Origin of the sequence: Ornithinimicrobium sp. (assembly GCF_051004135.1) — a bacterium.
Lineage (GTDB): Bacteria > Actinomycetota > Actinomycetes > Actinomycetales > Dermatophilaceae > Ornithinicoccus.
In genome coordinates this window covers 1-24,358 of sequence record NZ_JBPCKQ010000191.1, presented here as the reverse complement: position 1 = coordinate 24,358, position 24,358 = coordinate 1, and the positions used below count along the sequence as shown (strand labels likewise).

Below are 24,358 nucleotides of genomic sequence, written 5' to 3'. Positions count from 1 at the left end.
TCTAGGATGGAACCGCATCGAATCGCCGGCCTGCGAGCCCGGCGATGATGACGGCGACGATTCCGGGCAGGTCGAGGAATGGGGTGGCGGTGGAAGCTTGCGCTGCGACGCTCGACGCACGGGCCTACTGGACCCTGCGCCCCGGCGTCGGGTCGATCGCCGAGGTGTCGCTGCGGCCACCGGGACCGGGTGAGGCGCTGGTGCGCACGCTGCATACCGGCATCAGCCGCGGCAGCGAGACCCTGGTGCACCGGGGTGCGGTGCCGCCCGAGATCGCCGAGGCGATGCGGGCACCCTTCCAGATCGGTGACCTGCCGGGGCCGGTCGTCTACGGCTACCTCTCGGTCGGCGTCGTGGAGCAGGGACCGGCGGAGTGGGTCGGTCGGCGGGTCTTCGCCCTGGTCCCCCACCAGGACCGGTATGTCGTGCCGGTGACCGCGCTCGCGCCCGTACCGGACGCGGTGCCCTCCCCTCGCGCCGTGCTGGCGGGCACGGTCGAGACGGCGCTCAACGCGGTGTGGGACGCCGGCCCGCGATGGGGTGACCGGGTGGCCGTCGTCGGGGCGGGGATGGTAGGCGCCTGCGTGGCGGCCCTGCTGCGCGACTTCCCGCTGCAGCAGCTGACCCTGGTCGACCACGACCCCGAGCGGGCCGATCTCGCTGCTGCCCTGGGGGTGTCGCTGGTCGGCCCCGATGAGCTCGGGGACGACCTCGACCTCGTCGTGCACTGCTCGGCGACCGAGGACGGACTGCGCGCCGGCCTGGCCGCGCTCGGCGTGGAGGGCACGCTGGTGGAGGTGTCCTGGTACGGCGCGCAGGACGTGCGGGTGCCGCTCGGCGGGGCGTTCCACTCCCGGCGGCTCAGCATCCGGGGCAGCCAGGTGGGCTCGGTCGCCCCGGCGCGCCGTGCGCGGCGCAGCACCGCCGACCGGCTGCGACTGGCGCTCGAAGAGCTGGCCGACCCCGTCTACGACACGCTGCTCACCGGGCGGTGCGCCTTCGAGGACCTGCCCCAGACCATCGTCGCAATGGCCCGGGGCGAGATCACTGGGCTGTGCCACGTGGTGGACTACCCCTGAGTCCCACCGCCGCCGACCGCCGAGGAGTCCCGTGTTCAGCCTGACCGTCCGCGGCCACATGATGATCGCGCACAGCCTGCCCGACCCCTTCTTCGGTCCCGCCCAGAGCCTGCACGGCGCGACCTACGTCACCGAGGTCACCTTCAGCCGGCCCGACCTGGACGAGCACGGGGTGGTCCTCGACATCGGCGCGGCCACGTCCTACCTGGAGGAGGTGCTGGGGTCGCTGCGCTACCGCAATCTGGATGAGCACCCTGACCTCCTCGGGATGGTGACCACAACGGAGGCGATGGCCCGCTACGTCGCCGAGGCCGTCGCGACCCGGCTGCAGCACGCGCAGCCGGACCACGGCATACGGCAGGTGCACGTGGTGCTGCGCGAGCGCCCCGACGCCTGGGCCGGCTACACCCTCGGGTGCTCCGATGCCGGCGCCTGACCCGCCGCGACTGGTCGTCCTGACCGGACTGCCCGGTCCCAGCGGGGGCACGGTCTACAACACCCGGCTGGCCCACGAGTGGACGGTCGACCCGGTCGAGCTCACCGGCCCGTGGCCGCGGCCCGCCGCGGCGGATCTCGCGCGACTGCGCCAGGCGCTGTGCTCCGGGCCCCGTAGGGTCCCCGTTCTGGTCGACGGGATGCTGGCCTGCGCGGCACCGGCAGTCGTGCGGGAGGCCGTCGACGACGGGCGCAGCGTATGGGTGCTGGTGCACCTACCGCTGCCCGCGGAGGGCGGTCTGGATGCGGCCGAGCGGGACCGGCTCGGGGCCTGCGAGCGCGCGGCACTCGGGGCCGCCACCGGGGTGGTGACGACCAGCGACTGGGCCGCCGCGGACCTGTTGCGACGTTACGGCCGCACCGGGGTGGTCGTGGCCGAGCCGGGCACCGACCCGGCACCCCGCGCGACGGGCAGCACGCCACCGTGCCTACTCACGGTCGCCTCGTTCACGCCTCGCAAGAACCACCGGCTGCTGGTGGACGCGCTGGCGGAGGTCGCCGACCTGACCTGGACGGCGCACTGGGTGGGCGCGATCAGCGAGCACGACACGACGGCGCAGCTGCGCCGGGAGCTGGCCTCGGCGGGCCTGTCCGAGCGGGTGCACCTGCGCGGTCCGCTCACCGGCTCAGCGATGCGGGCCGTCTGGGACCGGGCCGACCTGCTGCTCCTGCCGTCGTGGGCGGAGACCTACGGCATGGTCGTCAGTGAGGCGCTCGCGTGGGGCCTGCCGGCGCTGGTCCCGGCCGACACCGCGGCCCAGCAGACCCTGACCGGTGCCGACCGGCATACCGAGCCGGCCGGTGCGGTGCTGGATCCGGGCTCCCCGCAGCAGTGGGCCGAGGCGGTGCACCGTTGGCTGACCGACGCCGACCTGCGGGACCGATGGCGCACCCGGGCAGCCGGGCGCGCCGATGAGCTGCCGGCGTGGTCCGACACCGCGGCGCACCTGCGCCACGAGATCCAACGGTCCGAGAGCACGCACGAGCTGTCACCACGCGCGTCCCGGCAGGCAGGATGAGCCCGATCCGGCCGATCGAGAGTGACTGGCTCAGGATGCGCAGGGCGGCCGACGGCCGGGCTCGGGAGGCGGCGATGGAGCTGGTGCAGGTGCTCGTCGAGCACCTCGGCCCGGCCCCCGCTCTCGCGCTCGTGGACCTGGGGTCGGGCACCGGCGCCAACCCGGCATGGCTGGCCCCGGCGATCCACCGGACCTACGCACAGCGCGGTGCGGCGGCACCGGCGCAGCACTGGCTGTTGCTGGACCACGACCCCGACCTGCTGGCGGCCCACGACGTGGGCGAGCGACCGGAGGTGAGCAGCGGCCAGGCCGTGGTAGCCGCGGTCGACGACCTCGCGCAGGTGCTGGGCCAGGCCTCGCGACCCACCGTGGTCACCTGCTCCGCGCTGCTCGATCTGCTCACGGTGCCGCAGATCGAGGGGTTGGTGCAGGCCACCACCACCGCCGCTGCCGACGGCGCGCTGCTGTCGTTGACCGTCACGGGCGAGGTGGGGCTGAGCCCGGGGCATCCCGACGACGACCTGATCCTGAGCATCTTCAACGCCCACCAGCAGCGGTCCGCAGATGCCGCAGATGTCGCCGCCTTCGACTCCGGGCTCGACTTTGGGCTCGATGCCGGGCTCGCGGGGCCGGCCGGGTGGCAGACTGCGGCGGAGGCGTTCGCTGGTCGGGGCTGGGAGGTGCGACAGCGCACCACCGCGTGGCTGTTGGACGAAGCGCACACCCCGCTGCTGCGCCGGTGGCTGTCCGACCGGGTGGAGGCAGTCCTGGAGCTGCTGGACTCCCGCGACCCGAGGGTGGCGGTGGTGGCGGCCTGGTGGGAGGTGCGCAGCGCGCAGATCGACCGCGGCGAGCTGCGGGCCGAGGTCGGCCACGTCGATGGCCTGGCGCTGCCGAGCTCCTGACTTCGCCGCCTCGGCCGCGCCGCCGGACGTGCTGCCCGCGGTCCCTCCCCCGCGATCTCCCTCCACCGCGACGTCTGAACGCGGCCGGCCGGCCCCACCTCCACTGGTGCACGATTCGGCACACTGGTGCGCTGCGCGCGCAGTGCACCAGTGTGCCGGATCGTGCACCAGTCACCCGTCGGCGCGGGATGGTACCCATGGGGGCGGGATCACTTGAGCCTTGGGCGGTTCAGGCGGGATCGGCGCGCCGCACGGGGGTCGCGGTGCCGTGGCCGAGGTCGGTGAGCACGAACTCGGTGCAGATGTCGTCACCGAGCACGAACCTGCGGACTCCCGGGCGCAACGCTCCGGACAGCCGATCGGTGCCGTCGAACCGGATCCCGGGAATGCCGTCGCCGATCAGCATCGGTGCGGTCGTGAGATAGAGCCGATCCAGCGCCCCGGCGTGCAGAAAGGCCGACACGGTGCGCCCGCCCCCCTCCACGAGCAGCCGGCGCAGGCCACGCTCGCGCAGCAGCGCCACGACACGGCCCGGGGCGAAGCCGCCGTCGTTCCGCAGCGGGAGCCGCACCACCTCGACGTGCGACCCGACCTGCGCCTGGTCACCAGCGGAGGGCACGGCGCCCTCACCCCAGAGCCACAGGGTGGGCGCCGCCGGGTCCTGCAGGACCCGGGCGCTTGCCGGGACCTGTGCGCGCGGATCGAGCACGACCCGCACCGGGTCGTTGCCCTCCACGGCGCGGACCGTGAGCAGGCAGTCGTCGGCCGCCACGGTGGCTCCGCCCACGACGACGGCGTCGACCAGCGCGCGGAGCCGGTGCAGGTGCTCGCGGTCGATCGGTCCTGAGACGTACTCGGCATGGCCGCTGCGCGAGGCGATGAACCCGTCGATGCTCTGCGCGAGCTGTGCGATCACCAGGTCCGGCCCGGCCGCGACCAGCGGCCCGTACCTCTCCAGCAGGGTGCGCTCGAGCGGGTGTCCTGCGGTGTCCGGCACGACGCCCTTGAGCAGCCGCCGCCAGATGGGATCGCTGGACGGGTCGTCGTGCGCCATCCTGGCCCGTTTGGTGGCCAGGTAGGTGGCGTTCTCCACGCGCTCGGGGACGATCAGGCTGCGCCGCTCGCGCACGACCACGTCGCCGGCCTCGAGCGCGGCCTGCTTGGCCGGGTTGGACGAGAGCAGCACGACCTCGTGCAGACCGAGATCGCCCAGCATGGCCGTGGCAGCGCCGTAGTCCCGGGCATCGGCCGGGTGACCCAGCCGGGTGTTGGCATCGACCGTGTCGGCCCCGAGGTCCTGCAGGGCATAGGCCCGAAGCTTCTCGACCAGACCGATCCCCCGGCCCTCGTGGCCGCGCAGATAGATCAGCGCGCCGTGCCCGTGCGCAGCGATCATGGCCAGGGCCGCGTCGAGCTGCTCACCGCAGTCGCAGCGAAGGGAGCCCAGGGCGTCGCCGGTCAGGCACTCCGAGTGCAGCCGCACCCACGGCACTGCGCCCTCGGCGGCCGTGCGATCGGGGGCCGCGCAGTCGTCGCGGGTCATGACCAGGGCCACGTGCTCCTGTCCGGAGCTCTCGCGGTAGCCGAGCATCCGGAACACTCCGTGCCGGGTGGGCAGCCGGGTCTCGACCACCCGCTCCACCTGCGGCAACGTGCTCACCGGGCCTCGGCTCGAACTGGACTGCTGCGCATCGGACCACTCTACGGGTCCGGTCCGCGCGGACTCAACGGTCAGTTCAGCGCACCTGGCCGTCGCCCTCGACCACCCACTTGGTGGTCGTCAGCTCGGGCAGCGCCATCGGCCCCCGGGCGTGCAGCTTCTGGGTCGAGATGCCGATCTCCGCCCCGAAGCCGAACTCGCCGCCGTCGGTGAACCGGGTCGAGGCGTTGACCAGCACCGCGGCTGCGTCCACCTCGGTCACCCAGCGCCGGGCCGCCGCTCGGTCGCCGGTCACGATCGCCTCGGTGTGACCCGAGGTGTGCACCTGCACGTGCGCCAAGGCTGCGTCGAGGTCGGGCACCACCCGCGCGCTGAGGTCGAGGCTGAGGAACTCGGTGTCGTCGTCCTGCTCGGTGACCGGCTGGTATGCCGTGTCGGCCGCGTGCGCGTGCCGTCCCATCGCCTCGTCGCCGTGCACCACGACACCCGCCTGCGTGAAGCGCCGCATGAGGACCGGGAGCACCTGGTCGGCGATGTCGGCGTGCACGAGCAGCGCCTCGGCCGCATTGCAGACCGAGGTGCGGTGGGTCTTGGAGTTGAGCACGATGTCGACGGCCATGTCGGGGTCGGCCGCCGCATCGACATACACGTGGCAGTTGCCGATGCCGGTCTCGATCACCGGCACGGTGGACTCCTGCACGACCGTGCGGATGAGGTCGGCGCCCCCGCGGGGGATGACCAGGTCCACCAGGCCCCGAGCCGTCATCAGCGCGCGCCCTGCGTCCCGTCCGCCCTCGGACAGCAGATTGACGGCGTCGGCCGGCAACCCCTGGGCCTGCAGCGCCTCGCGCAGCACGCGCACCAGCGCTGCGTTGGTCACCCCGGCCGCCGAGCCACCACGCAGGATGACTGCGTTGCCGGACTTCAGGCCCAGCCCGGCGGCGTCGACGGTGACGTTGGGCCGAGCCTCGTAGATCATCCCCACCACGCCCATCGGCACCCGGATCTGACGGATCTGCAGACCGTTGGCCAGCGTCGAGCCGCGCACGACCTCCCCGACCGGGTCCGGAAGGCCCGCGACCTGGCGCAGCGCCTCGGCCACCGCGCCCACCCGCGCCGCGTCCAGGCCCAGCCGGTCCAGCAGGTTGTCCGGCACTCCGGAGTCCCGGCCGCGCTGCACATCCTCGGCGTTGGCGGCCACGATCTGCTCGGTGGCGGCGTGCAGGGCGTCGGCCATGGCCAGCAGCGCGGCGTCCTTCTCGGCGCGGGTCAGCAGGGCCAGACGACGCGAGGCGACCCGGGCGTTCCGCGCGACGGTGCGGACCGCCTCGACGACGTCAGGCGAGATCTGGTCGGTGCTCAGCGGGCTCATGTCACTCCTCGGAGATCGGATGTGCGGGGGACGGGTCCACGCGGATCACAGCACCACGAGGTCGTCGCGGCGCACGACGGTGCGCGGTGCGCTGCCCGCTCGGGGTCGGCCATGTGCTTGACGGCCGACGTCGAGGTGCCTGCCCACCAGCGGGGCCAGCTCGGCGGAGGTGTAGCCGACCAGGCCGCGGGCCACGACCTGGCCATCGGGGGCGCACAGGTCCACGGTGTCCCCTGCAGCGAAGCGGCCCTCGACGCCGGTCAGCCCGACCGGCAGCAACGACGTCTGTCGCTGCACGACCGCCTCGACAGCGCCGGCGTCCAGCGTGAGGCGGCCCCGCACGTTGCTCGCGTGCGCCAGCCACCGGCGGCGGGCCGACTTCTTGGGGCCGGTGGGCACGAAGCAGGTGCCGACATCCTCCCCCGCCAGGGCCTCGTGCGCCTGCTCGGCCGAGGTCAGCAGCACGGTGATGCCCTCCTCGGTGGACATGGTGGCTGCGGCGACCTTGCTGATCATCCCCCCGGTGCCCACGGCGGATCCGGTGACGGAGATGTCCACCTCGGCGAGCTGTGCGGCCGAGGTGACCAGGGGGATTCGCGACGTCCCCGGCGCCCTGGGATGACCGTCGTAGAGCGCGTCCACGTCCGAGAGCAGCACGAGTGCGTCGGCGTCGACCAGATGGGCGACCAGGGCAGCGAGCCGGTCGTTGTCGCCGAACCGGATCTCCTCGGTAGCCACCGTGTCGTTCTCGTTGACCACGGGCACGACCTCCAGCTCCAGGAGCCGCTCCAGGGTGCGCGAGGCGTTGACGTAGTGGCTGCGCCGGTGCATGTCGTCGGCGGTCAGCAGCACCTGGCCCACCGTCAGGCCGTGGATCGACATGGCCTGGGTGTAGGAGGCCATCAGACTCCCCTGGCCGGCGCTGGCGGCGGCCTGCTGGGTGGCCAGGTCCTTGGGTCGCCGCGAAAGCCCCAGCGGCGTCATCCCGGCGGCGATGGCACCCGAGGAGACCAGCACCACCTGGGTGCCCTGCTGCCACTTCTTCGCGATGGCGGTGGACAGGGCCTGCAGCCGGTAGCCGTCGATGCCGCCCTGTGGTGCGGTGATCGAGGAGGAGCCCACCTTGACGACGACCCGGCGGGCCTCGCGCACGGCCCTACGATGATCGGACACGTCCAGCATACTAATCCACTCTGCGGCATACTCATGCACGCCTCGCGCACGCGCTCCCTAGATGGACCGTGCAGACGAGTGCGTCGGCGGCAGTTCAGCCTCTGTCGTCCGGATCCTGACCCGCTGCAGCGCGCTCGACACGCAGCTGCTCCCGGGCCGCTTCGGCGGCGTCCATCTTGTCGTGGAAGCGCTCCCGCTTCTCGCCGCGGCTCGGCCGGTCCCCTTCGTCGAGCCGTCGGTCGGTGCCGCGCGAGCCGAGCAGCTCCGCACCGGCGGAGATCGTCGGCTCCCAGTCGAAGACGACCGCGTTGTCCTGCGGACCGATCAGCACGGTCGAGCCGACCACCGCCCCGGCCTTGACCAGCTCATCCTCCACACCGAGCCGGGCGAGCCGGTCGGCGAGGTAGCCGACGGCCTCGTCGTTGCCGAAGTCGGTCTGCCGGACCCAGCGGGTGGGACGCTCCCCGATCACCCGGAACAGCTCGCCGTCACCGCTGCGCTCGCGGCGCACGGTGAAGCCGGTGTCGTCGACCGCGGTGGGTCGCAGCACCACGCGGGTGGCGACCGCCTCCGGTGCCTCGGCGCGGGCGGTGGCGACGTGGGCGGCCAGGGCGAAGCCCAGCTCCTTCAGGCCCAGGTGGGCCACGGCCGAGACGGTGTGCACCTCCAGCCCGCGTTCCTGCAGGTCGGGGGTCACCATCTCGGCCAGCTCCCGCGCCTCCGGCACGTCGGCCTTGTTGAGCACGACGATGCGGACTCGGTCGGCCAGCGGGATCCCGCCGAGCGACGCGTCGGGCACGTAGGCGGCGAGCTCTGCCTCGATGACGTCGAGGTCGGTCAGCGGGTCACGTCCGGGCTCGAGGGTGGCGCAGTCGACGACGTGCACCAGGACATGGCAGCGCTCGACGTGCCGCAGGAAGTGCAACCCCAGCCCCTTGCCCTCGGACGCCCCGGGGATCAGCCCGGGGACGTCGGCGACGGTGAACCGCTCGCCGCCTGCGGTGACCACGCCCAGGTTGGGCACCAGGGTCGTGAACGGGTAGTCGGCGATCTTGGGGCGGGCGGCGCTGAGCACGGAGACCAGCGAGGACTTGCCCGCCGAGGGGAAGCCGATCAGCGCGACGTCGGCCAGTGTCTTCAGCTCCAGGACGACGTCGGCCTCGTCTCCGGGCTCCCCCAGCAGCGCGAAGCCCGGCGCCTTGCGGCGTGGGGAGGCCAGGGCCTTGTTGCCGAGCCCACCTCGGCCACCTCGCGCCGCGACATACTCCGCTCCGGGGCCGACCAGGTCGGCGAGCACCTCACCCGACCGGCTGCTCACGACAGTCCCGTCGGGCACCGTGAGCACCAGGTCCTCGCCCTGCGCGCCGTGCTTCTCGCTGCCCTCGCCCTGGCGGCCGGAGGGGGCGCTGCGATGCGGGCCGCGGTGGTAGTCCAGCAGTGTGGTCACCTGCGGGTCGACCCGGAGCACGACGTCACCGCCACGGCCCCCGGTGCCGCCGTCCGGGCCGCCCAGCGGCTTGAACTTCTCCCGGTGCACCGAGGCGACCCCGTGCCCGCCGTCGCCGGCCCGCAGGTGCAGCACGACGCGGTCGACGAAGGTGCTCATTGTTTCCTCTCACCGCCCCCAGCCACTAAGCCCCACCTACAGCGCCATGTATGACGCTGGAGGACGACTTTCGGGCTGGAGGTGCAGAAATGGTCGGACGCCGGTGCAGCCTTCGGGGGCTGGCACCGGCGTCCGGGGTATGTCGTGTGCCGGCTCAGCCGGTGGCGTCGGCGGTCGCGGACGCCTCGGTCACGATGTTGACGGTCTTGCGGCCTCGGCGCGCACCGAACTCGACGGTGCCCTCGACCAGGGCGAAAAGAGTGTCGTCGCTCCCGCGGCCGACCCCCTCACCGGGGTGGAAGTGCGTGCCGCGCTGACGCACCAGGATCTCTCCGGCACCGACGGCCTGCCCGCCGAACCGCTTGACGCCGAGGCGCTGGGCGTTGGAGTCGCGACCGTTGCGGCTCGAGGATGCACCCTTCTTGTGTGCCATGACTGATGCCTACCTTCTGCTCAGGTGTGGGGACTGCGGTGACGGACGAGGCTCAGGAGTCGATCGCGGTGATCTTGACCTGCGTCAGCGGCTGGCGGTGCCCCTGGCGCTTCTTGTAGCCGGTCTTGTTCTTGAACTTCTGGATGACGATCTTGGGGCCCTTGGTGTCCTCGATGACCTCGGCGGTGACGCTGACCTTGGCCAGGTCGTCGCGCGCGGAGGTCACGGTCGAACCGTCGACCAGCAGCAGGGGGGTCAGGTCGACGGACTCGCCGGCGCCGGCGCCGACCCTGTCGATGACGAGGACGTCGCCGACGGAGACCTTCTCCTGGCGGCCACCGGCCCGAACGATCGCATACACGCTGTGCTCACTTCCTGCTGTCTGTCGGAGGACCGGATGGACGACCGCACGGCACGCTGGCCTCGCCTAGCCCTGGTCCTGGTGGGTGTGCCGCCACGCCGCGGGTTCTGAAGTTCCCCGTCGTCGGTGGCGCACCGACACACCAGACTACCGTTCGGAGCCGGTCGCCGCCAAACTCGCTGCGCCGGTCGTGGGTGCCTCGACCGGTGCGCTCCCCGGCGGGCCGGCTGCCGCGACCACGCGACCGCGCTTACGTCGGGGCCGGGCGGCGGGCACCCGCTCCTCCTGCGCTGCGTCGTCCTGCGGTGCCGGGGTCCCGGCCGCCGACCGATCGCCGTCGGAGATCTCCTGGCCCGCCGCATCCTCGTCCACCGTGGCTGCGGCCCGACTCGCGGGCGCCTCCTGGCCCGGCTCGGCCGCGGCGCCCTTTGACTGGACCTCCTCGACCACTGCCTTCGCGGTTGCCGCGGCCACCTCCCCGGTCGAGCCCGACTGCAGCGCCGCCGCGTGGGCGGCCGCCGCGATCTGCGCCGGGGTCGGACCCGTGGGGTTGGGTGTCGGCAGCACGTGTCGCTCACCTTGGGAGCTGCCGCCCGGGGAGGAGCTGTTTCGACTCTTGCGACCGCGCGCCCGCTCGGACTGCCCACCGTTGTCGGCCACCGGCTTGTCGATCGGCTCGGGGTGCACCATGATGCCGCGTCCGCTGCAGTGCTCGCACGACTCGGAGAACACCTCGACAAGACCCGCACCCACCCGCTTCCGGGTCATCTGCACCAGTCCCAGCGACGTCACCTCGGCCACCTGGTGCTTGGTGCGGTCCCGGCCGAGGCACTCCAGCAGCCTGCGCACCACGAGCTCACGGTTGCTCTCCAGCACCATGTCGATGAAGTCGATCACAATGATCCCGCCGATGTCGCGCAGTCGCAGCTGCCGGACAATCTCCTCGGCGGCCTCGATGTTGTTCTTGGTGACCGTCTGCTCCAGGTTGCCGCCCGAGCCGACGAACTTGCCGGTGTTGACGTCGACCACGGTCATCGCCTCGGTGCGGTCGATGACCAGCGAGCCCCCGGAGGGCAGCCACACCTTGCGGTCCATCGCCTTGGCCAGCCCTTCGCTCACGCGATGGTGGGCGAAGACGTCCAGCTCGCCGGTCCACTTCTCAACCCGGTCCGCGAGGTCCGGGGCAACACTGTCGATGTAGGCGCTGACCTCCTTCCACGCGGCGTCGCCGGAGACGATGAGCTCGGTGAAGTCCTCGTTGAACACGTCGCGGATCACGCGGACCGTCATGTCCGGCTCGCCGTGCAGCAGGGCCGGTGCGCTCGCGCTCTTGGCCTTGGTCTGGATCCGCTCCCACAGGGCACTCAGGCGCTCGACGTCGGCCTTGAGCTCGGCCTCGCTGGCACCCTCCGCCGCGGTGCGCACGATGACCCCGGCATCGGCCGGCACGACCTCCTTCAGGATCTTCTTCAGGCGGGACCGCTCCGTGTCCGGCAGCTTGCGGGAGATCCCGGTCATCGAGCTGTCCGGCACGTAGACGAGGTAGCGCCCCGGAAGCGAGACCTGTGAGGTCAGCCGAGCGCCCTTGTGCCCGATCGGGTCCTTGCTCACCTGGGCCAGCACCGACTCGCCCGAGCTCAGCGCATTCTCGATCCGCTTGGCCTTGTCGCCCTGCATCCCCGCAACGTCCCAGTTGACCTCACCGGCGTAGAGCACGGCATTGCGGCCCTTGCCGACGTCGACGAACGCTGCCTCCATGCTGGGCAAAACGTTCTGCACCCGCCCGAGATAGACGTTGCCGGCCATCGTGGTCTGGGTCCGTCGGGACACGTAGTGCTCGACCAACACGCCGTCCTCCAGCACACCGATCTGGGTACGGTCCTCCAACCCCCGGACCACCATGACGCGCTCGACGCTCTCGCGCCGGGCCAGGAACTCGGCCTCGGAGATGATCGTGCGACGCCGTCCGGCCTCGCGCCCCTCCCGCCGGCGCTGCCGCTTGGCCTCCAGGCGGGTGGATCCCTGGACTCCCGAGGCCTCCTCGGGGGCCCCACGCTCGGTCCCCTCGCCGCGACGCCGACGCCGCCGCCGCTTGCTGCCGGAGTCCTCCCCCTCGTCGCTGTCCGCGCCGTCGGTGCCTTGGTGGCCGGTCTGTGCGACCTCGGTCTCCGCCGAGGAGCCTGGCTTCCCCTTGCCGGAGTCCTGCTGGTCCTCGTCGCCGTCCCCGCCGCTGTCCGGGCCGCCCCGGGCACGTCGGCCCTTGCCGCCCCGTCGCCGACGCCGGCCCCGCGAGCCGCCCCCGTCGCCCGAGGAGTCGGCGTCGCCGGACGGCTCTTCGTCGCCGGCAGACGTGTCGTCGTCGGCCGCATCGGCCACGCCCTTCCTGCCGCGCTCGTCCTCGGTGTCCCCGTCGGGGGTGTCGCGGTCCGAAGGCCCGCCCGCGGACGGCCCCGCGTCGGCGGCGGGCTGCTCGTCGCGCTCCGGTCGCTGCTTGCCCGACGCGGCTGCACCTTCGCCCGCAGTGGCCCGGCGCCGTTTCGGGCGCGCGGCCACCTCGGTGAGGTCGGGTGCCTGGAAGACCAGACCAAAGGGTGAACCCCCCGTCAGCGCCGGTGGTGCCGAGTCAGCCGGTGGGTCGACGGTGGGCTCGTCCGACCAGTCCGACCCCTCGGACACGGCCGGCTGGGAGAAGGGGGACGCAGTCACGGGAGGGTCACCAGCCCTGTCCCCCGGCGCGTCGGGGGCGACCTGGGGGTCGTCTGCCTCGGCACTGACCGGCGAGGTGGATGCGGCCTCGGCGGCGTCGGTGCCGTCGCCCTGGCTCATCTCGATGCCGTCCAGCGCTGTCGTGACCTCGTCGGTCGTGACCTCGTCGGTGGTGGAGTCGTCTGTGGTGGAGTTGTCGGTCATGGACCGTGCGTCCTTCCGTGGCCGGCACCGGGGCCCACACGGGGCCGTCCTGGCCCGCCCCCGCGCGCGGCGCGGTCTGCGTCGTCCGGTCCGACTGGGCCGAGACGGAAGTCAATCTGCTGCAGGTATGCGGCTCGCGCACTTTGCGCGGCACCTCACCCTGCCGGACACTCCTGGCACCGGGGCGCACCCGCGTGCCGATCGAGGACCGCACTGCAGGTGGAGTGTTCCGGGGCTCGCGACGGATGTGGGTGGCCGCGAGACCATGAGAAGTATCGCACAGCGATGGGCCATGGACGTCGTCCACGCCGTGGCTCGCGGGTCGTCTCTGCCTTGTCGAGGCTCAACGCACCCGCTGTGACGCGTCTCCGCGCGCGTCCGTGGACCGCAGGTCGGCCAGGACCAGACCGGCCCGTGCCTTGGGGGTGAACCAGGTCGACTTGCGCGGCATCCGCTCTCGGTCCAGGTTGACGGCAACGAAGTCCTCGACGCGCACCGGTGCGATCAGCACGGCCACCGCAGCGGCCCCGGCGTCGACCTGTTCGCGCAGCCACGACGCCGGGTAGTCGCCGCCGATGTAGCGGACGCGCTTGTCGCCGGCGTCCCAGCCCAGCACGTGGCGCAGCAGCACCTGCTCGACCAGGGCATGGTCCAACCGGTCCACCCCGCTGGCCCCCTCGGGCACCGGCAGGCGCACGGCATACCCCCCGTCCGTGGTGTGCACGTGGATGGTCCCCGGCTCCTGCGGCGTCTGCGCCGGCCCGGCGAGAGCCTCGACCTGCGCCCCGGCAGCACGCAGTGCCTCGGGCACCGGCGCCAGCCCGACCGGCCACTTGGAGAGCAGCCGGTGATAAGGCTGCAGCCCGACCGAGCCCGGCGTGGTCACCACGGCCAGGAAGCGCGGCAGTCCGGCGGTCTGTGCGGCCAGACTGCGGTGGTTGCCGTCGGCAACGACCAGCTCCCCTCCCCCGGCGAGCGCGCAGATCTCGGCCACGACCTCGGTGTCGCGGACCGCCCAGACCTCGTGGACCCGGCCCGCGGGGTCGACGTCGCGCACGTCGGCCTCCCCGTCGGCTCCGCACACCTGCGCCAGCAGAGCCCGCAAGGCCTCACCCCGGTCGGTCTGCAGCAGCAGCACCGCCGAGAGCAGGTGCTCGGTGGCCTCCAGCAGGGCGACCCGCTCGCGCACCTTGTCAGCAAAGACGTCCTCGTTGCGGATCACCAGCCCCGGCTCCTCGGCGCTGGTGGAGATCTGGTCGGTGTCGACCATCGCGAAGACGCCGTATGCCGGCTCGCTCGCCGTCGCCGCGTCGTCCGGCGAGCTGATCCGGTAGACCCCGACCACGTCCGCCTCGGCGGCGTAGAAGCCCTCCTGCTGGGCGGTCCTGAGCCGCTGGACCGCGTCGGGCAGGGCGTCGGCGAAGCTGTCGCCGACGCTGTCCGGGGCGCGGTGCGGCATCTCGACCCCGAGCGCACTGCGTGGTGCGTGGCGCAAGATCGTGGTGATCTCGGCGTCGTCGGCGAACTCGTCGTAGTTCTGCGCGCCGGTGCCACCGGTGCTGATCCAGGCGTGGGCGATGGGATGCACGGCAGTCATGGCGCAGGAGGCTACCGGCGACCAGGGGTCGGCGCACCGATGCGGGGTCCTGAGGAAGCGTTGTTACGCTGGCTGCACCGCCATTGGCACATCCACTCTCGACCCCGTGAGGGAGATCGATCGTGCGCGTCCACAACTTCGCCGCGGGGCCGGCCACGATGCCGTTGCCCGTGCTGGAGCGAGCCCAGTCCGAGCTGACCGACTGGGGCGGCCTGGGCATGTCCGTCATGGAGGTCAGTCACCGCAGCAAGGACTTCGTGGCCGTGGCCGAGGGCGCCGAGGGGCTGCTCCGGGAGCTCATGGGGATCCCTGAGGGCTATCAGGTGCTCTTCCTGCAGGGCGGCGCCACCGGGCAGTTCTCCGCGATCCCGCAGAACCTCGCCGCGGAGGGCGCCACGGTCGACCTGGTCAATACCGGCTCGTGGTCGGCCAAGGCGATCGCCGAGGCGACGAAGCATGCGCAGGTGCAGGTGGTGGCCGACGAGGCCGACTCCGGCTACAGCACCGTGCCCACCGAGGGCTCGCTCGCCTCGACCCCGGGTGCGGCCTACCTGCACTACACCCCCAACGAGACGATCGGCGGCGTGGAGTTCGGCTACGTGCCCGACGTCGAGGCGCCGCTCGTCGCCGACATGTCCTCCACGATCATGTCCCGCCCCATCGACGTGTCGAAGTTCGGGCTGATCTATGCCGGAGCTCAGAAGAACCTCGGTCCCGCCGGGCTGTGCGTGGTGATCGTCCGCGACGACCTGGTCGGCCACGCCCGACCCACCACGCCCTCGATCTGGGACTACGCGCAGATGGCCAAGGCCGGCTCGATGCTCAACACCCCGCCCACCGTGGGGTGGTACCTGCTGGGGCTCACGCTGGAGTGGGTCAAGGACACCGGCGGGCTGAGTGCCATGGGCGAGCGCAACCGGGCCAAGGCGGAGATGCTGTATGCAGCGATCGACGCCTCGCCGTTCTACGCCAACCCCGTCGCCAAGGAAGCGCGGTCGTGGATGAACGTGCCCTTCCTCGTTGCAGACCCCTCGCTGGAGAAAGAGTTCGTGTCCGCCGCTGCGACAGCCGGACTGACCAACCTGGAGGGCCACCGTTCCGTGGGTGGCATGCGGGCCAGCATCTACAACGCCATGCCCACCGAGGGCGTCCAGGCACTCATCGACTTCATGAAGGAGTTCGAGCGGCAGCACGCGTGAGCGAGCCACCGCATACCGACACCATGACGCACCGCATCCAGACCTTCAACGCCATCAGCCCGATCGGGCTGGCCCGGTTGCCCCGCGACTTCGAGGTCGGGCCCGACGTGTCCGAGCCCGACGGCATCATGTTGCGCTCGGCCGACCTGCACGCCGAGCCGGTGGCCGAGTCCGTGCTCGCGGTCGCCCGGGCCGGGGCCGGCACCAACAACGTGCCGGTCGCCGATCTTGCCGAGCGGGGCGTCGTGGTCTTCAACACCCCGGGCGCCAACGCGAACGCCGTCAAGGAGCTGGTCATCGCGGGCATGCTGATGTCGGCCCGCAACCTGTGGCCGGCCGCCCGCTTCACCGCCGAGCTCACCGACGACGACGGCGACCTCAACCCGACCGTGGAGAAGGCCAAGAAGCAGTTCGCCGGGTTCGAGCTGCCCGGTCGCACCCTCGGAGTGGTCGGTCTGGGCGCCATCGGCGTGCTGGTCGCCAACGCGGCCGCGGGACTGGGGATGAAGGTCCTGGGCTACGACCCGGCGCTGTCGGTCGAGCGGGCCTGGCAGCTCAGCTCGGCCGTCGAGCAGGCCACCTCCCTGGAGGACCTGTTCTCCCGCTCCGACATGGTCAGCACCCACGTGCCGCTCGTCCCGGCCACCCGGGGGCTCGTGGGCGCGGAGCAGATCGCCCGGATGCGGCCAGGTGCCACGGTGCTCAACTTCGCCCGCGGCGGGATCGTGGACGACGACGCCGTCGTGGCGGCCCTGGACGACGGTCGGCTGCATGCCTACATCTGCGACTTCCCCTCCCCCGCTCTGGTCGCCCACCCCAAGGTGGTCGCGCTGCCGCACCTGGGCGCCTCGACCGCCGAGGCGGAGGAGAACTGCGCGGTGATGGCCGCCGACCAGCTTCGCGACTACCTGGTCGACGGCACCATCCGCAACAGCGTCAACTTCCCCAAGGCGGCGCTGCCGCGGACCCCGGGCGCGACCCGGCTGGCCATCATCAACGCCAACGTCCCCAACATGGTGGGGCAGATCTCGGCGGCGCTGGCCGAGGCCCAGCTCAATCTGGCCGACCTGCTCAACAAGTCGAGCGGCGACTACGCCTACACACTGATCGACGTGAACGGCGAGGTGCCGGAGCAGGTAGTGAAGGAGATCGGCGCCATCCAGGGAGTTATCCGCCTGCGCGTCCTGTAGTTGCTCGGGCTACTGCGCACCACCCTCATGCTTCTCGCTGGGACGGGGCGGGGGATTGCTCTCCGGCGTGGGATGCAGCACGATCTCCTCCACACCATGGAGGTTCTACGATGAGTGAAGCAACGCTGCCCGAGGGAGCCGATGACGTCCGCCCGGACGCGGCCACCGGCAACGCGAAGGACTACACCAAGAAGGGTCGGCTCAAGAAGGCCGCCTACGAGGAGGAGATCGAGCGGCTCCAGGAGCAGCTGGTCCAGCTGCAGTACTGGATCCAGAGCCAGGGTCTGAAGGTCCTGGTGATCTTCGAGGGCCGTGGCTCCGCCGGGAAGGGCGGGGTGATCAAGCGGGTCACCGAGCGCACCAGCCCGCGCACGGTGCGCGTCGTCGCGCTGCCCAAGCCCACGGAACGCCAGCAGACCCAGTGGTACTTCCAGCGATACGTGGAGAACCTGCCGGCAGCCGGGGAGATGGTGATGTTCGACCGCTCCTGGTACAACCGCTCCAACGTCGAGTGGGTCATGGGCTACTGCACGGAGGAGGAGCACGCCGAGTTCCTGCGCAGCTGCCCGGAGTTCGAGCGGATGCTGGTGCGCTCGGGGATCATCGTGCTCAAGTACTGGTTCTCGGTGTCGTACGAGGAGCAGCGCAAGCGCTTCGAGGCCCGCAACGCCGAGCCGCTCAAGCGCTGGAAGCTCTCCGACATGGACCTGGCCGAGCACGAGCTCTATGTGCGCTACTCGATGGCCAAGGACACCACCTTCCAGTACACCGACATCAAGCAGGCACCTTGGTATGTCGTGCCGTCGGACGACAAGCGGGCCGCGCGGCTCAACTGCATCAGCCACCTGTTGAGCCACTTCGACTACGAGGACGTGGCCCCTGAGCCGGTCGAGCTGCCGGTGATGCGCGAGGTCCCCTACGTCCGCCCGCCGATGCACGAGCAGACCTTCATCCCGCAGCGGTTCTGACCTGCGCAGCAGCCCCCTGCCCGTCCTGAGCATCCACCGATCGCGGGTTCACCCTCGCCGTCGGTGCGGCGCGTGCTGCGCACTGGCCAGCAGTCCCACGGCCAGCCAGCAGGCGAGCATCGAGGAGCCCCCGTAGGAGACGAAGGGCAGCGGCAGCCCGGTCACCGGCATCAGCCGCAGGTTCATCCCGACGTTCTGGAAGATCTGGAACGCGAACCAGCAACCGACCCCGACGGCCACGAGCCGGCCGAACGGGTCGTCGGTGACCAGCGCGACCCAGAGCGCCCGCAGGACCAGAAAGCCCAGCAGCACGATCAGGCCGAGCGAGCCCCACAGCCCGAACTCCTCGGCGGCCACGGAGAAGATGAAGTCGGTCTCCTGGAAGGGCACGAAGCCGCCCTGCGTCTGCCGTCCGGCCCCGAGACCGGCGCCCTCCCAGCCGCCGGAGCCCACGGCCAGCTGAACCTGCGCGATCTGATAGCCGATGCCTTGGGGGTCCAGGTCGGGGTCCACGAACGCCAGCAGTCGCGCCACCTGGTAAGGGTCCAGCAACGGCACCCGCAGTGCGGCGAGCACCCCGGCCACGGCGGCGACGACGGCAGCGAGGGTCCACCAGCGGGAGGCACCCGAGACGGCGACCACCCCCACCGTCAACGCGGCCAGCACCAAGGCGGTGCCCAGGTCGGGCTGGGCGAGCACCAGCGCCACCGGTATGCCGCCCAGCAGCCAGGCGGGCAACACCTCGGCCGGGCCGGGTGGCCGGGTGGGGTCCCGGCCGGAGACCAGAATCATGGCCAGGCCGATGCACAGGGCGATCTTGGCCAGCTCGGCGGGCTGCAGCGAGAAGCCTCCCGGCAGGAACAGCCAGGACCGCGAGCCGTTGACCACCTGACCCAGCGGCCCGAGCACGACCAGCAGACCGGCCAACCCGGCCAGATAGGCCCAGGGCGCGGCGGCGCGCAACCACCGGACGTCCACCCGGACGACGGCCAGCGCCAACAGCATTCCGATCCCGGTGTTCACCAGGTGCCGCACGGTCAGCGCCGCTCCCATCCGCTCGTGTGTCGCCGACCAGATCAGAACCGCGCCGATCAGGGACAGGCCGAGCGCGGCGACATACAGTCCCCAGTCTGTGCGCAGGTAGCGCTGCCGCCACGCGCTCACGTCCGCCCGGCTGCCGCCGGCCGGTCGCAGAACCACCCCGAGGGACATCTCAACCCAGCAGCATCGATCGGGTGGCCGCGCAGTCGCGCTCCATCTGCACCAGCAGCGCCGGGACCGACTCGAAGCGCAGGTTGCCCCGCAGCCGGGCCACGAAGTCAACGGCGACGCGCTCGTCGTAGAGGTCGAGGTCGGTGCGGTCGAGCACGTAGGCCTCCACCGTGCGCACCAGCACGTCGTCGAACGTCGGGTTGGTGCCGACCGAGATCGCCGCGGGCAGTCGCCGGTCGAAGTGGTCGGCCGGCAGCTCGGGACGCTCCAGCCAGCCGGCGTAGACGCCGTCGTCCGGCACCATCCCGGTGCTGTCCGGCCCGAGGTTTGCCGTGGGGTAGCCGAGGTCTCGCCCACGGTGGTGTCCGTGCACGACGGTCCCCTCCACCCGGTGCAGGCGACCGAGCACCTCGGCGGCCGTGGCGACGTCGCCGACCCGCAGCGCGCTACGTAGCCGGGTCGAGGACCAGGCTCGCGCTCCGTCCACCTGCTCACCCACCGGAGCCTGCGTGTGCACCTCGAAGCCGTGCCGCTCGCCTAGCGCGCGCATCGTCGCGATGTCGCCGGAGTTGCGCACCCCGAAGCGGGTGTCCTCGCCCACGACGACGGCGCAGGCGTGCAGCGCGTCAACGAAGACTTGCTCGACGAACTCCTGCGGCGTCAGCGCCGCGAAGTCGTGGGTGAACTCCAGCATCAGGGTGGCGTCCAGGCCGGTGCGCTCCAGCAGGTCCAGCCGGTGTTGCATGCCGGTGAGCTCGGTCGGCGCCCGATCCGGGTGCAGCACCGCGACCGGATGTGGATCGAAGGTCACCGCCACCGAGGAGGCCGACCGTGCTGCAGCCAGGTGCACCACCTGGTCCAGCACCGCCCGGTGGCCGCGGTGCACACCGTCGAAGTTGCCGAGGGTGACCACGCTGCGCCCAAGCTGCTCGGGAATCTGCTCCAGGGATCGCCAGCGGTGCACGGCGGTCACTCTAACCGGGGGCGCCGGGGCGCAGGACGACCAGGCTCCGAGCCTGGTCGCTGGACTCCTCCAGCACCGCGACCACGTGCCCGTCGGGGCTCATCGCCGCCACGGGTCCGGAGCGGCCCGGCTCGGCGGAGGGAATGCGCCGACCGTGCCGCACCGCATCGGTCTCGGCGTCGTCCAGCTGCCGCACCGGAAGGACCGCGGTCACCGCATCCGCCAGGGACACCAGGTGCGCCCCCGCATCCAGCTCCAGGTCGTCCAACGGCACGGCACACTCAGCGGTGAGGTGGCCGACGGTCGTGCGGCGCAGCGCGGTCAGGTGTCCGCCGACCCCGAGGGCAACCCCCAGATCGCGGGCCAGGGCACGCACGTAGGTGCCCGAGCTGACAGCCACCTGCACGTCGAGGTCGGTATGCCGTGCGCCGGGTGCGGTGCGCCGGCCCAGCACGTCGAAGCGGTGGACGGTGACCGGTCTGGCCGCCAGGTCGACCGCTTTCCCGGAGCGGACCCGGGCGTAGGAGCGCACACCGTCGACCTTGATGGCGCTGACGGCGCTGGGCACCTGCCGGATCGGGCCGGTCAGTGCACGCACCGCCTCGGCCACGCTCCGGTCGGCGACCGCTGAGGCGTCCACCGCAGCCGTGACCTCGCCCTCGGCGTCGTCGGTGACGGTGGTCTCGCCGAGTCGGATGGTGGCGGAGTAGGTCTTGTCGCAGCCGACGAAGAAGGTCAGCAGCTTGGTGCCCCGGTTGACCCCGAGGACCAGGACCCCGGTGGCCATCGGGTCCAGCGTGCCGGCATGCCCTACCCGCCGGGTCCCGCAGATGCCGCGAGCGCGAGCCACCACGTCGTGGCTGGTCCACCCCGACGGCTTGTCGACCACGAGCAAGCCGTCGCCGATCGGCGCACCGGGCGCTGCCGGGCGCGCTCGGCTCACCCCGTGCCTGCGGCGCCGGGGCGGTCGTCGGCGAGCGCGGCACCACCCTCGTCCTGGTCTGCCTCGGCGAGGTCGTCGCTCTCCCGAGGCTTGCGGTAGGGGTCCGCCTCGCCGGCATAGGCCCCCGCGCTGCGGGCTGCCGCCAGCTCCGCGTCACGCTCCTGGACCTGGCGCAGCTTCTCGGTGAGATGGGCAGCGCTCTCGGGCAGCGCGTCGGGGATGAACTCCAGGGTGGGGGTCAACCGGATGCCCAGCCCCTTGCCGGCGTGCGAGCGCAGCCGACCGCGGTAGTGCTCCAGCACCTCCGCGCTTGCGGCGCGGTCGGCGTCCTCGCCCAGCACGGTGTAGAAGACGGTCGAGTGCTGCAGGTCGCCGGTGACCCGCACATCGGTGACGGTCACGAAGCCGAGACGCGGATCCTTGACCAGGGTGTCCAGGCCTTGGGTGACGAGCACCCTGATCCGCTCGGCGATCTTGCGAGCACGGGCGGCGTCCGCCATGTCTCCTCCTACGTCGTCGTGGCGATCGACCAGTGTAGGCCGGTGGGGATCCCGCTTCATCCGGAGCGACGGCATACCGGGCGACGGCATAACGACCGATCAGGTCAGTATGCCGTCGCCCGGTGTGCGCCGGTCAGGCTCGGGGAATCTCGCGCATCTGGTAGGTGGTGATGACGTCCTCCACCTGGACGTCGTTGAAGGACCCGAGGTTGATGCCGCACTCGAAGCCCTCTCGGACCTCGGTCACGTCGTCCTTGAAGCGCCGCAGCCCGGCGATCTCCAGCTTCTCGGTGACCACGACGCCGGCTCGGGTGATCCGGGCCTTGGCCCCGCGGCGGATCTCGCCACCGCGCACGATCGAGCCCGCGACGTTGCCGAACTTGGAGGACCGGAAGATCTCGCGGATCTCGGCCGACCCGGTCTCGACCTCCTCGAACTCCGGCTTCAGCATGCCCTTGAGTGCGTTCTCGATGTCCTCGATGGCCTGGTAGATCACCGAGTAGTAGCGGATCTCCACACCCTCGCGCTCGGCGACCTCGGCGTTCTGGCCCTCGGCCCGCACGTTGAAGCCCAGGATCACCGCCTCGGAGGCCATGGCGAGGTTGATGTTGTTGAGCGTGATCGCGCCGACCCCACGGTCGATGATGCGCAGGTCGACCTCGGCGCCGACGTCGATCTGCAGCAGCGCGTCCTCCAGCGCTTCGACCGAGCCGGACACGTCGCCCTTGAGGATGAGGTTGAGCGTCTCCACCTTGCCGGCAGCAAGGGCCTCGTTGAGGTCCTCCAGGCTGATCCGCTTGCGGGACTTGGCCAGCGAAGCCTGACGGTCGGCCGCCTCCCGCTTCTCGGCGATCTGTCGTGCCGTCCGGTCATCCGGAGACACCAGGAAGGTGTCGCCGGCGCGAGGCACCGAAGCCAGACCGAGCACCTGCACGGGCCGGGACGGGGTGGCCTCCTGCACGTTGTGGCCGTGCTCGTCGAGCATCGCCCGGACACGCCCGTGGGCCGCTCCGGCGACGATGGAGTCGCCGACCCGCAGCGTGCCCTGCTGCACCAGCACCGTCGCCACGGGACCACGGCCTCGGTCCAGGTTGGCCTCGATCGCCACCCCACGGGCGTCCTTGTCGGGGTTGGCCCGCAGGTCCAGCGCGGCGTCCGCGGTGAGCAGCACCGCCTCCAGCAGCGATTCGATGTTCTCACCGGCCTTAGCCGAGACGTCGACGAACATCGTCTCGCCGCCGTACTCCTCGGCGATGAGGTCGTACTCGGTGAGCTGCTGACGCACCTTCTGCGGGTTGGCTCCGTCGACGTCGATCTTGTTGACCGCGACGACGATCGGCACGTCGGCAGCCTGCGCGTGGTTGAGCGCCTCCACGGTCTGCGGCATGACTCCGTCGTCCGCGGCCACCACCAGGATGGCGATGTCGGTGACCTTGGCACCACGCGCACGCATGGCGGTGAACGCCTCGTGACCGGGGGTGTCGATGAAGGTCACGGCCCGGTCCATGCCCTCGTGCTGGGCGTGCACCTGGTAGGCACCGATGTGCTGCGTGATGCCCCCTGCCTCGTCGGCGGCCACGTCGGCCTCCCGCAGAGCGTCCAGCAGCCGGGTCTTGCCGTGGTCGACGTGACCCATGACCGTCACGACAGGCGGCCGGGGCAGCAGGTCCTCGTCACCCTCTGCCTCGGCCTCGGCGTCGAGGTCGATGTTGAAGGAGTTGAACAGCTCGCGCTCCTCCTCTTCCGGGGACACCAGGCGGATGTCGTAGCCGAGCTCGGAGCCCAGCACGCCGAAAGTGACCTCGTCCAGCGACTGGGTCGCCGTGGCCATCTCACCGAGGTGGAAGAGCACCGTGACCAGCGCGGCCGGGTCGACGTTGATCTTGTCCGCGAAGTCGGACAACGAGGCTCCACGTCGGACCGAGATCGTCTGGCCGTTGCCGCGGGGCACGTTGACACCCCCGATCGAGGGTGCCTGCATCTGCTCGAACTCGGCGCGCTTGGCCCGCTTGGACTTGCGCCCGCGCACCTTGCCACCGCCGCGACCGAAGGCACCCTGGGTGCCTCCGCGGCCTCGTGGGCCACCGCCACGGCCACCGCCGCCCCCGCGGAAACCTCCGGGCGCTCCTCCGGGGGCACCCCCGGGGCCACCGCCGGGTGCGCCTCCAGGACGGCCACGCCCTCCCGGACGAGCCGGCCGGTCGCCCGGACGGGGCACGGCGGCCCGGTCGGGCATCATCGCGGGGTTGGGGCGAGCGCCCCCGGGGCGGGGAGCACCGGGACGGGGGCCGCCGGCTCCGGGCGCCCCGCCGCGCGTGCCACCGGGCCGGGGCATGCCCTGGCTGGGTGCAAAGGGGTTGTTGCCCGGTCGGGTAGGTCCGTCCCCGCGCTCACCGTGGTCCGCACGCTCGGTGCGGTCGCCGCGACCGCCGCGCATGCCCTGGCTGGGCGCGAAGGGGTTGTTGCCCGGACGCGGACCGGGCTTGCCTCCGGCACGGTCCTTGTGCTCGTCACCAGGCCGATCCCGGCGCTCGTCCGCAGGGCGCTCGCTGCGCGGTGCGGGCTTGGGCCCCGGGCGAGCAGCCGCGGCTGCCGGGGAGGCGCTGGCGCGCTCCTCGGCAGCTGGGGCCGACTCGCCTGTGGCCTGGTCCGCGGCGGGTGCGGCCTCGGCCGGCGACGGAGTCGGAGCGCTTAGCGGGGCCGAGTCGTTCGGCGAGGTCCGCTGCGGGTCGGGCGCCGGCGACTCGGCCTGCGCCGGCCGGGGGCCGGGGG

The 24,358-nt window shown here is 71.9% G+C and carries 20 protein-coding genes; 7 read left to right on the top strand and 13 right to left on the bottom strand.

The genetic code is table 11. The annotated features are described in order from the left end of the window. Positions 1-89 precede the first annotated feature (89 nt). From ACR2FV_RS13480 to ACR2FV_RS13465, 4 genes are read left to right on the top strand one after another with little or no spacing between them, the layout of a single operon-like run. The gene (locus ACR2FV_RS13480) at positions 90-1,079 is read left to right on the top strand and encodes a zinc-dependent alcohol dehydrogenase (RefSeq protein ID WP_434016212.1); all 990 of its coding nucleotides are present in this window, start codon (positions 90-92) and stop codon (positions 1,077-1,079) included. A 31-nt stretch (positions 1,080-1,110) separates the two neighbouring features. Beyond that, a complete protein-coding gene (locus tag ACR2FV_RS13475; protein WP_434016211.1) occupies positions 1,111-1,515 on the top strand; it encodes a 6-pyruvoyl trahydropterin synthase family protein in 405 nt (134 codons plus the stop codon). Further along, the gene (locus tag ACR2FV_RS13470) at positions 1,502-2,593 is read left to right on the top strand and encodes a glycosyltransferase family 4 protein (protein ID WP_434016210.1); all 1,092 of its coding nucleotides are present in this window, start codon (positions 1,502-1,504) and stop codon (positions 2,591-2,593) included. The genes ACR2FV_RS13475 and ACR2FV_RS13470 overlap by 14 nt, the downstream gene beginning before the upstream one ends. Next, positions 2,590-3,498: a hypothetical protein gene (locus ACR2FV_RS13465; protein ID WP_434016209.1), complete on the top strand. Its 909-nt coding sequence runs from the start codon at positions 2,590-2,592 to the stop codon at positions 3,496-3,498. Before ACR2FV_RS13470 ends, ACR2FV_RS13465 begins: the two co-directional genes overlap by 4 nt. Before the next feature lie 229 nt (positions 3,499-3,727). On the opposite strand, the gene ribA is transcribed toward ACR2FV_RS13465, so the two are convergent. The 8 genes from ribA to ACR2FV_RS13425 all read right to left on the bottom strand — a co-directional run bounded on the left by ribA (position 3,728) and on the right by ACR2FV_RS13425 (position 14,610). Then, on the bottom strand, positions 3,728-5,158 hold the full coding sequence (ribA, locus tag ACR2FV_RS13460) for a GTP cyclohydrolase II RibA (RefSeq protein ID WP_434016208.1): 1,431 nt from the start codon (positions 5,156-5,158) through the stop codon (positions 3,728-3,730). A 76-nt stretch (positions 5,159-5,234) separates the two neighbouring features. Continuing rightward, positions 5,235-6,530 (bottom strand): glutamate-5-semialdehyde dehydrogenase, encoded by a 1,296-nt coding sequence (locus ACR2FV_RS13455; protein WP_434016207.1) that lies wholly within the window; start codon positions 6,528-6,530, stop codon positions 5,235-5,237. Positions 6,531-6,575: 45 nt separating this feature from the next. Beyond that, positions 6,576-7,712, bottom strand: a complete 1,137-nt coding sequence (proB, locus tag ACR2FV_RS13450; RefSeq protein WP_434016206.1) for a glutamate 5-kinase — start codon at positions 7,710-7,712, stop codon at positions 6,576-6,578. An 85-nt stretch (positions 7,713-7,797) separates the two neighbouring features. Beyond that, entirely contained in the window at positions 7,798-9,309 is a 1,512-nt protein-coding gene (gene obgE, locus ACR2FV_RS13445; RefSeq protein WP_434016205.1) for a GTPase ObgE, read from the bottom strand. 154 nt (positions 9,310-9,463) lie between these two features. Further along, positions 9,464-9,742 carry a 50S ribosomal protein L27 gene (gene rpmA / locus ACR2FV_RS13440; protein WP_434016204.1) on the bottom strand — a complete coding sequence of 93 codons (279 nt, stop codon included), beginning with the start codon at positions 9,740-9,742 and terminating at the stop codon, positions 9,464-9,466. A gap of 52 nt (positions 9,743-9,794) precedes the next feature. Further along, positions 9,795-10,103: a 50S ribosomal protein L21 gene (rplU, locus tag ACR2FV_RS13435; protein ID WP_434016203.1), complete on the bottom strand. Its 309-nt coding sequence runs from the start codon at positions 10,101-10,103 to the stop codon at positions 9,795-9,797. A 147-nt stretch (positions 10,104-10,250) separates the two neighbouring features. Continuing rightward, the gene (locus ACR2FV_RS13430) at positions 10,251-13,013 is read right to left on the bottom strand and encodes an Rne/Rng family ribonuclease (RefSeq protein ID WP_434016202.1); all 2,763 of its coding nucleotides are present in this window, start codon (positions 13,011-13,013) and stop codon (positions 10,251-10,253) included. A gap of 343 nt (positions 13,014-13,356) precedes the next feature. Next, complete coding sequence (locus ACR2FV_RS13425; RefSeq protein WP_434016201.1) at positions 13,357-14,610, bottom strand: DUF1015 family protein; 1,254 nt, start codon at positions 14,608-14,610, stop codon at positions 13,357-13,359. Positions 14,611-14,732: 122 nt separating this feature from the next. Here ACR2FV_RS13425 and serC point away from each other — a divergent pair, with 122 nt between their 5' ends. The 3 genes from serC (at position 14,733) to ppk2 (ending at position 17,967) form a co-directional block, all read left to right on the top strand. Further along, positions 14,733-15,809, top strand: coding sequence for a 3-phosphoserine/phosphohydroxythreonine transaminase (serC, locus tag ACR2FV_RS13420; RefSeq protein WP_434016200.1), 1,077 nt, complete (start codon positions 14,733-14,735; stop codon positions 15,807-15,809). Then, positions 15,806-16,999, top strand: coding sequence for a phosphoglycerate dehydrogenase (locus ACR2FV_RS13415; RefSeq protein WP_434016199.1), 1,194 nt, complete (start codon positions 15,806-15,808; stop codon positions 16,997-16,999). Before serC ends, ACR2FV_RS13415 begins: the two co-directional genes overlap by 4 nt. Positions 17,000-17,109: 110 nt before the next feature. After that, entirely contained in the window at positions 17,110-17,967 is an 858-nt protein-coding gene (gene ppk2 / locus ACR2FV_RS13410; protein ID WP_434016198.1) for a polyphosphate kinase 2, read from the top strand. A 48-nt stretch (positions 17,968-18,015) separates the two neighbouring features. Here the strand turns inward: ppk2 and rodA are convergent, their stop codons facing one another. From rodA to infB, 5 genes are all read right to left on the bottom strand, one after another. Beyond that, positions 18,016-19,167 (bottom strand): rod shape-determining protein RodA, encoded by a 1,152-nt coding sequence (gene rodA / locus ACR2FV_RS13405; protein WP_434016197.1) that lies wholly within the window; start codon positions 19,165-19,167, stop codon positions 18,016-18,018. A gap of 13 nt (positions 19,168-19,180) precedes the next feature. Further along, positions 19,181-20,143 carry a bifunctional riboflavin kinase/FAD synthetase gene (locus ACR2FV_RS13400; RefSeq protein WP_434016196.1) on the bottom strand — a complete coding sequence of 321 codons (963 nt, stop codon included), beginning with the start codon at positions 20,141-20,143 and terminating at the stop codon, positions 19,181-19,183. A gap of 10 nt (positions 20,144-20,153) precedes the next feature. Then, a complete protein-coding gene (gene truB, locus ACR2FV_RS13395) occupies positions 20,154-21,086 on the bottom strand; it encodes a tRNA pseudouridine(55) synthase TruB (RefSeq protein WP_434016195.1) in 933 nt (310 codons plus the stop codon). Then, positions 21,083-21,586 carry a 30S ribosome-binding factor RbfA gene (gene rbfA, locus ACR2FV_RS13390; protein WP_434016194.1) on the bottom strand — a complete coding sequence of 168 codons (504 nt, stop codon included), beginning with the start codon at positions 21,584-21,586 and terminating at the stop codon, positions 21,083-21,085. Before rbfA ends, truB begins: the two co-directional genes overlap by 4 nt. Positions 21,587-21,719: 133 nt before the next feature. Next, positions 21,720-24,358 (bottom strand): translation initiation factor IF-2 (infB, locus tag ACR2FV_RS13385; RefSeq protein WP_434016193.1); only part of this gene is annotated, 2,639 nt, incomplete at its 5' end.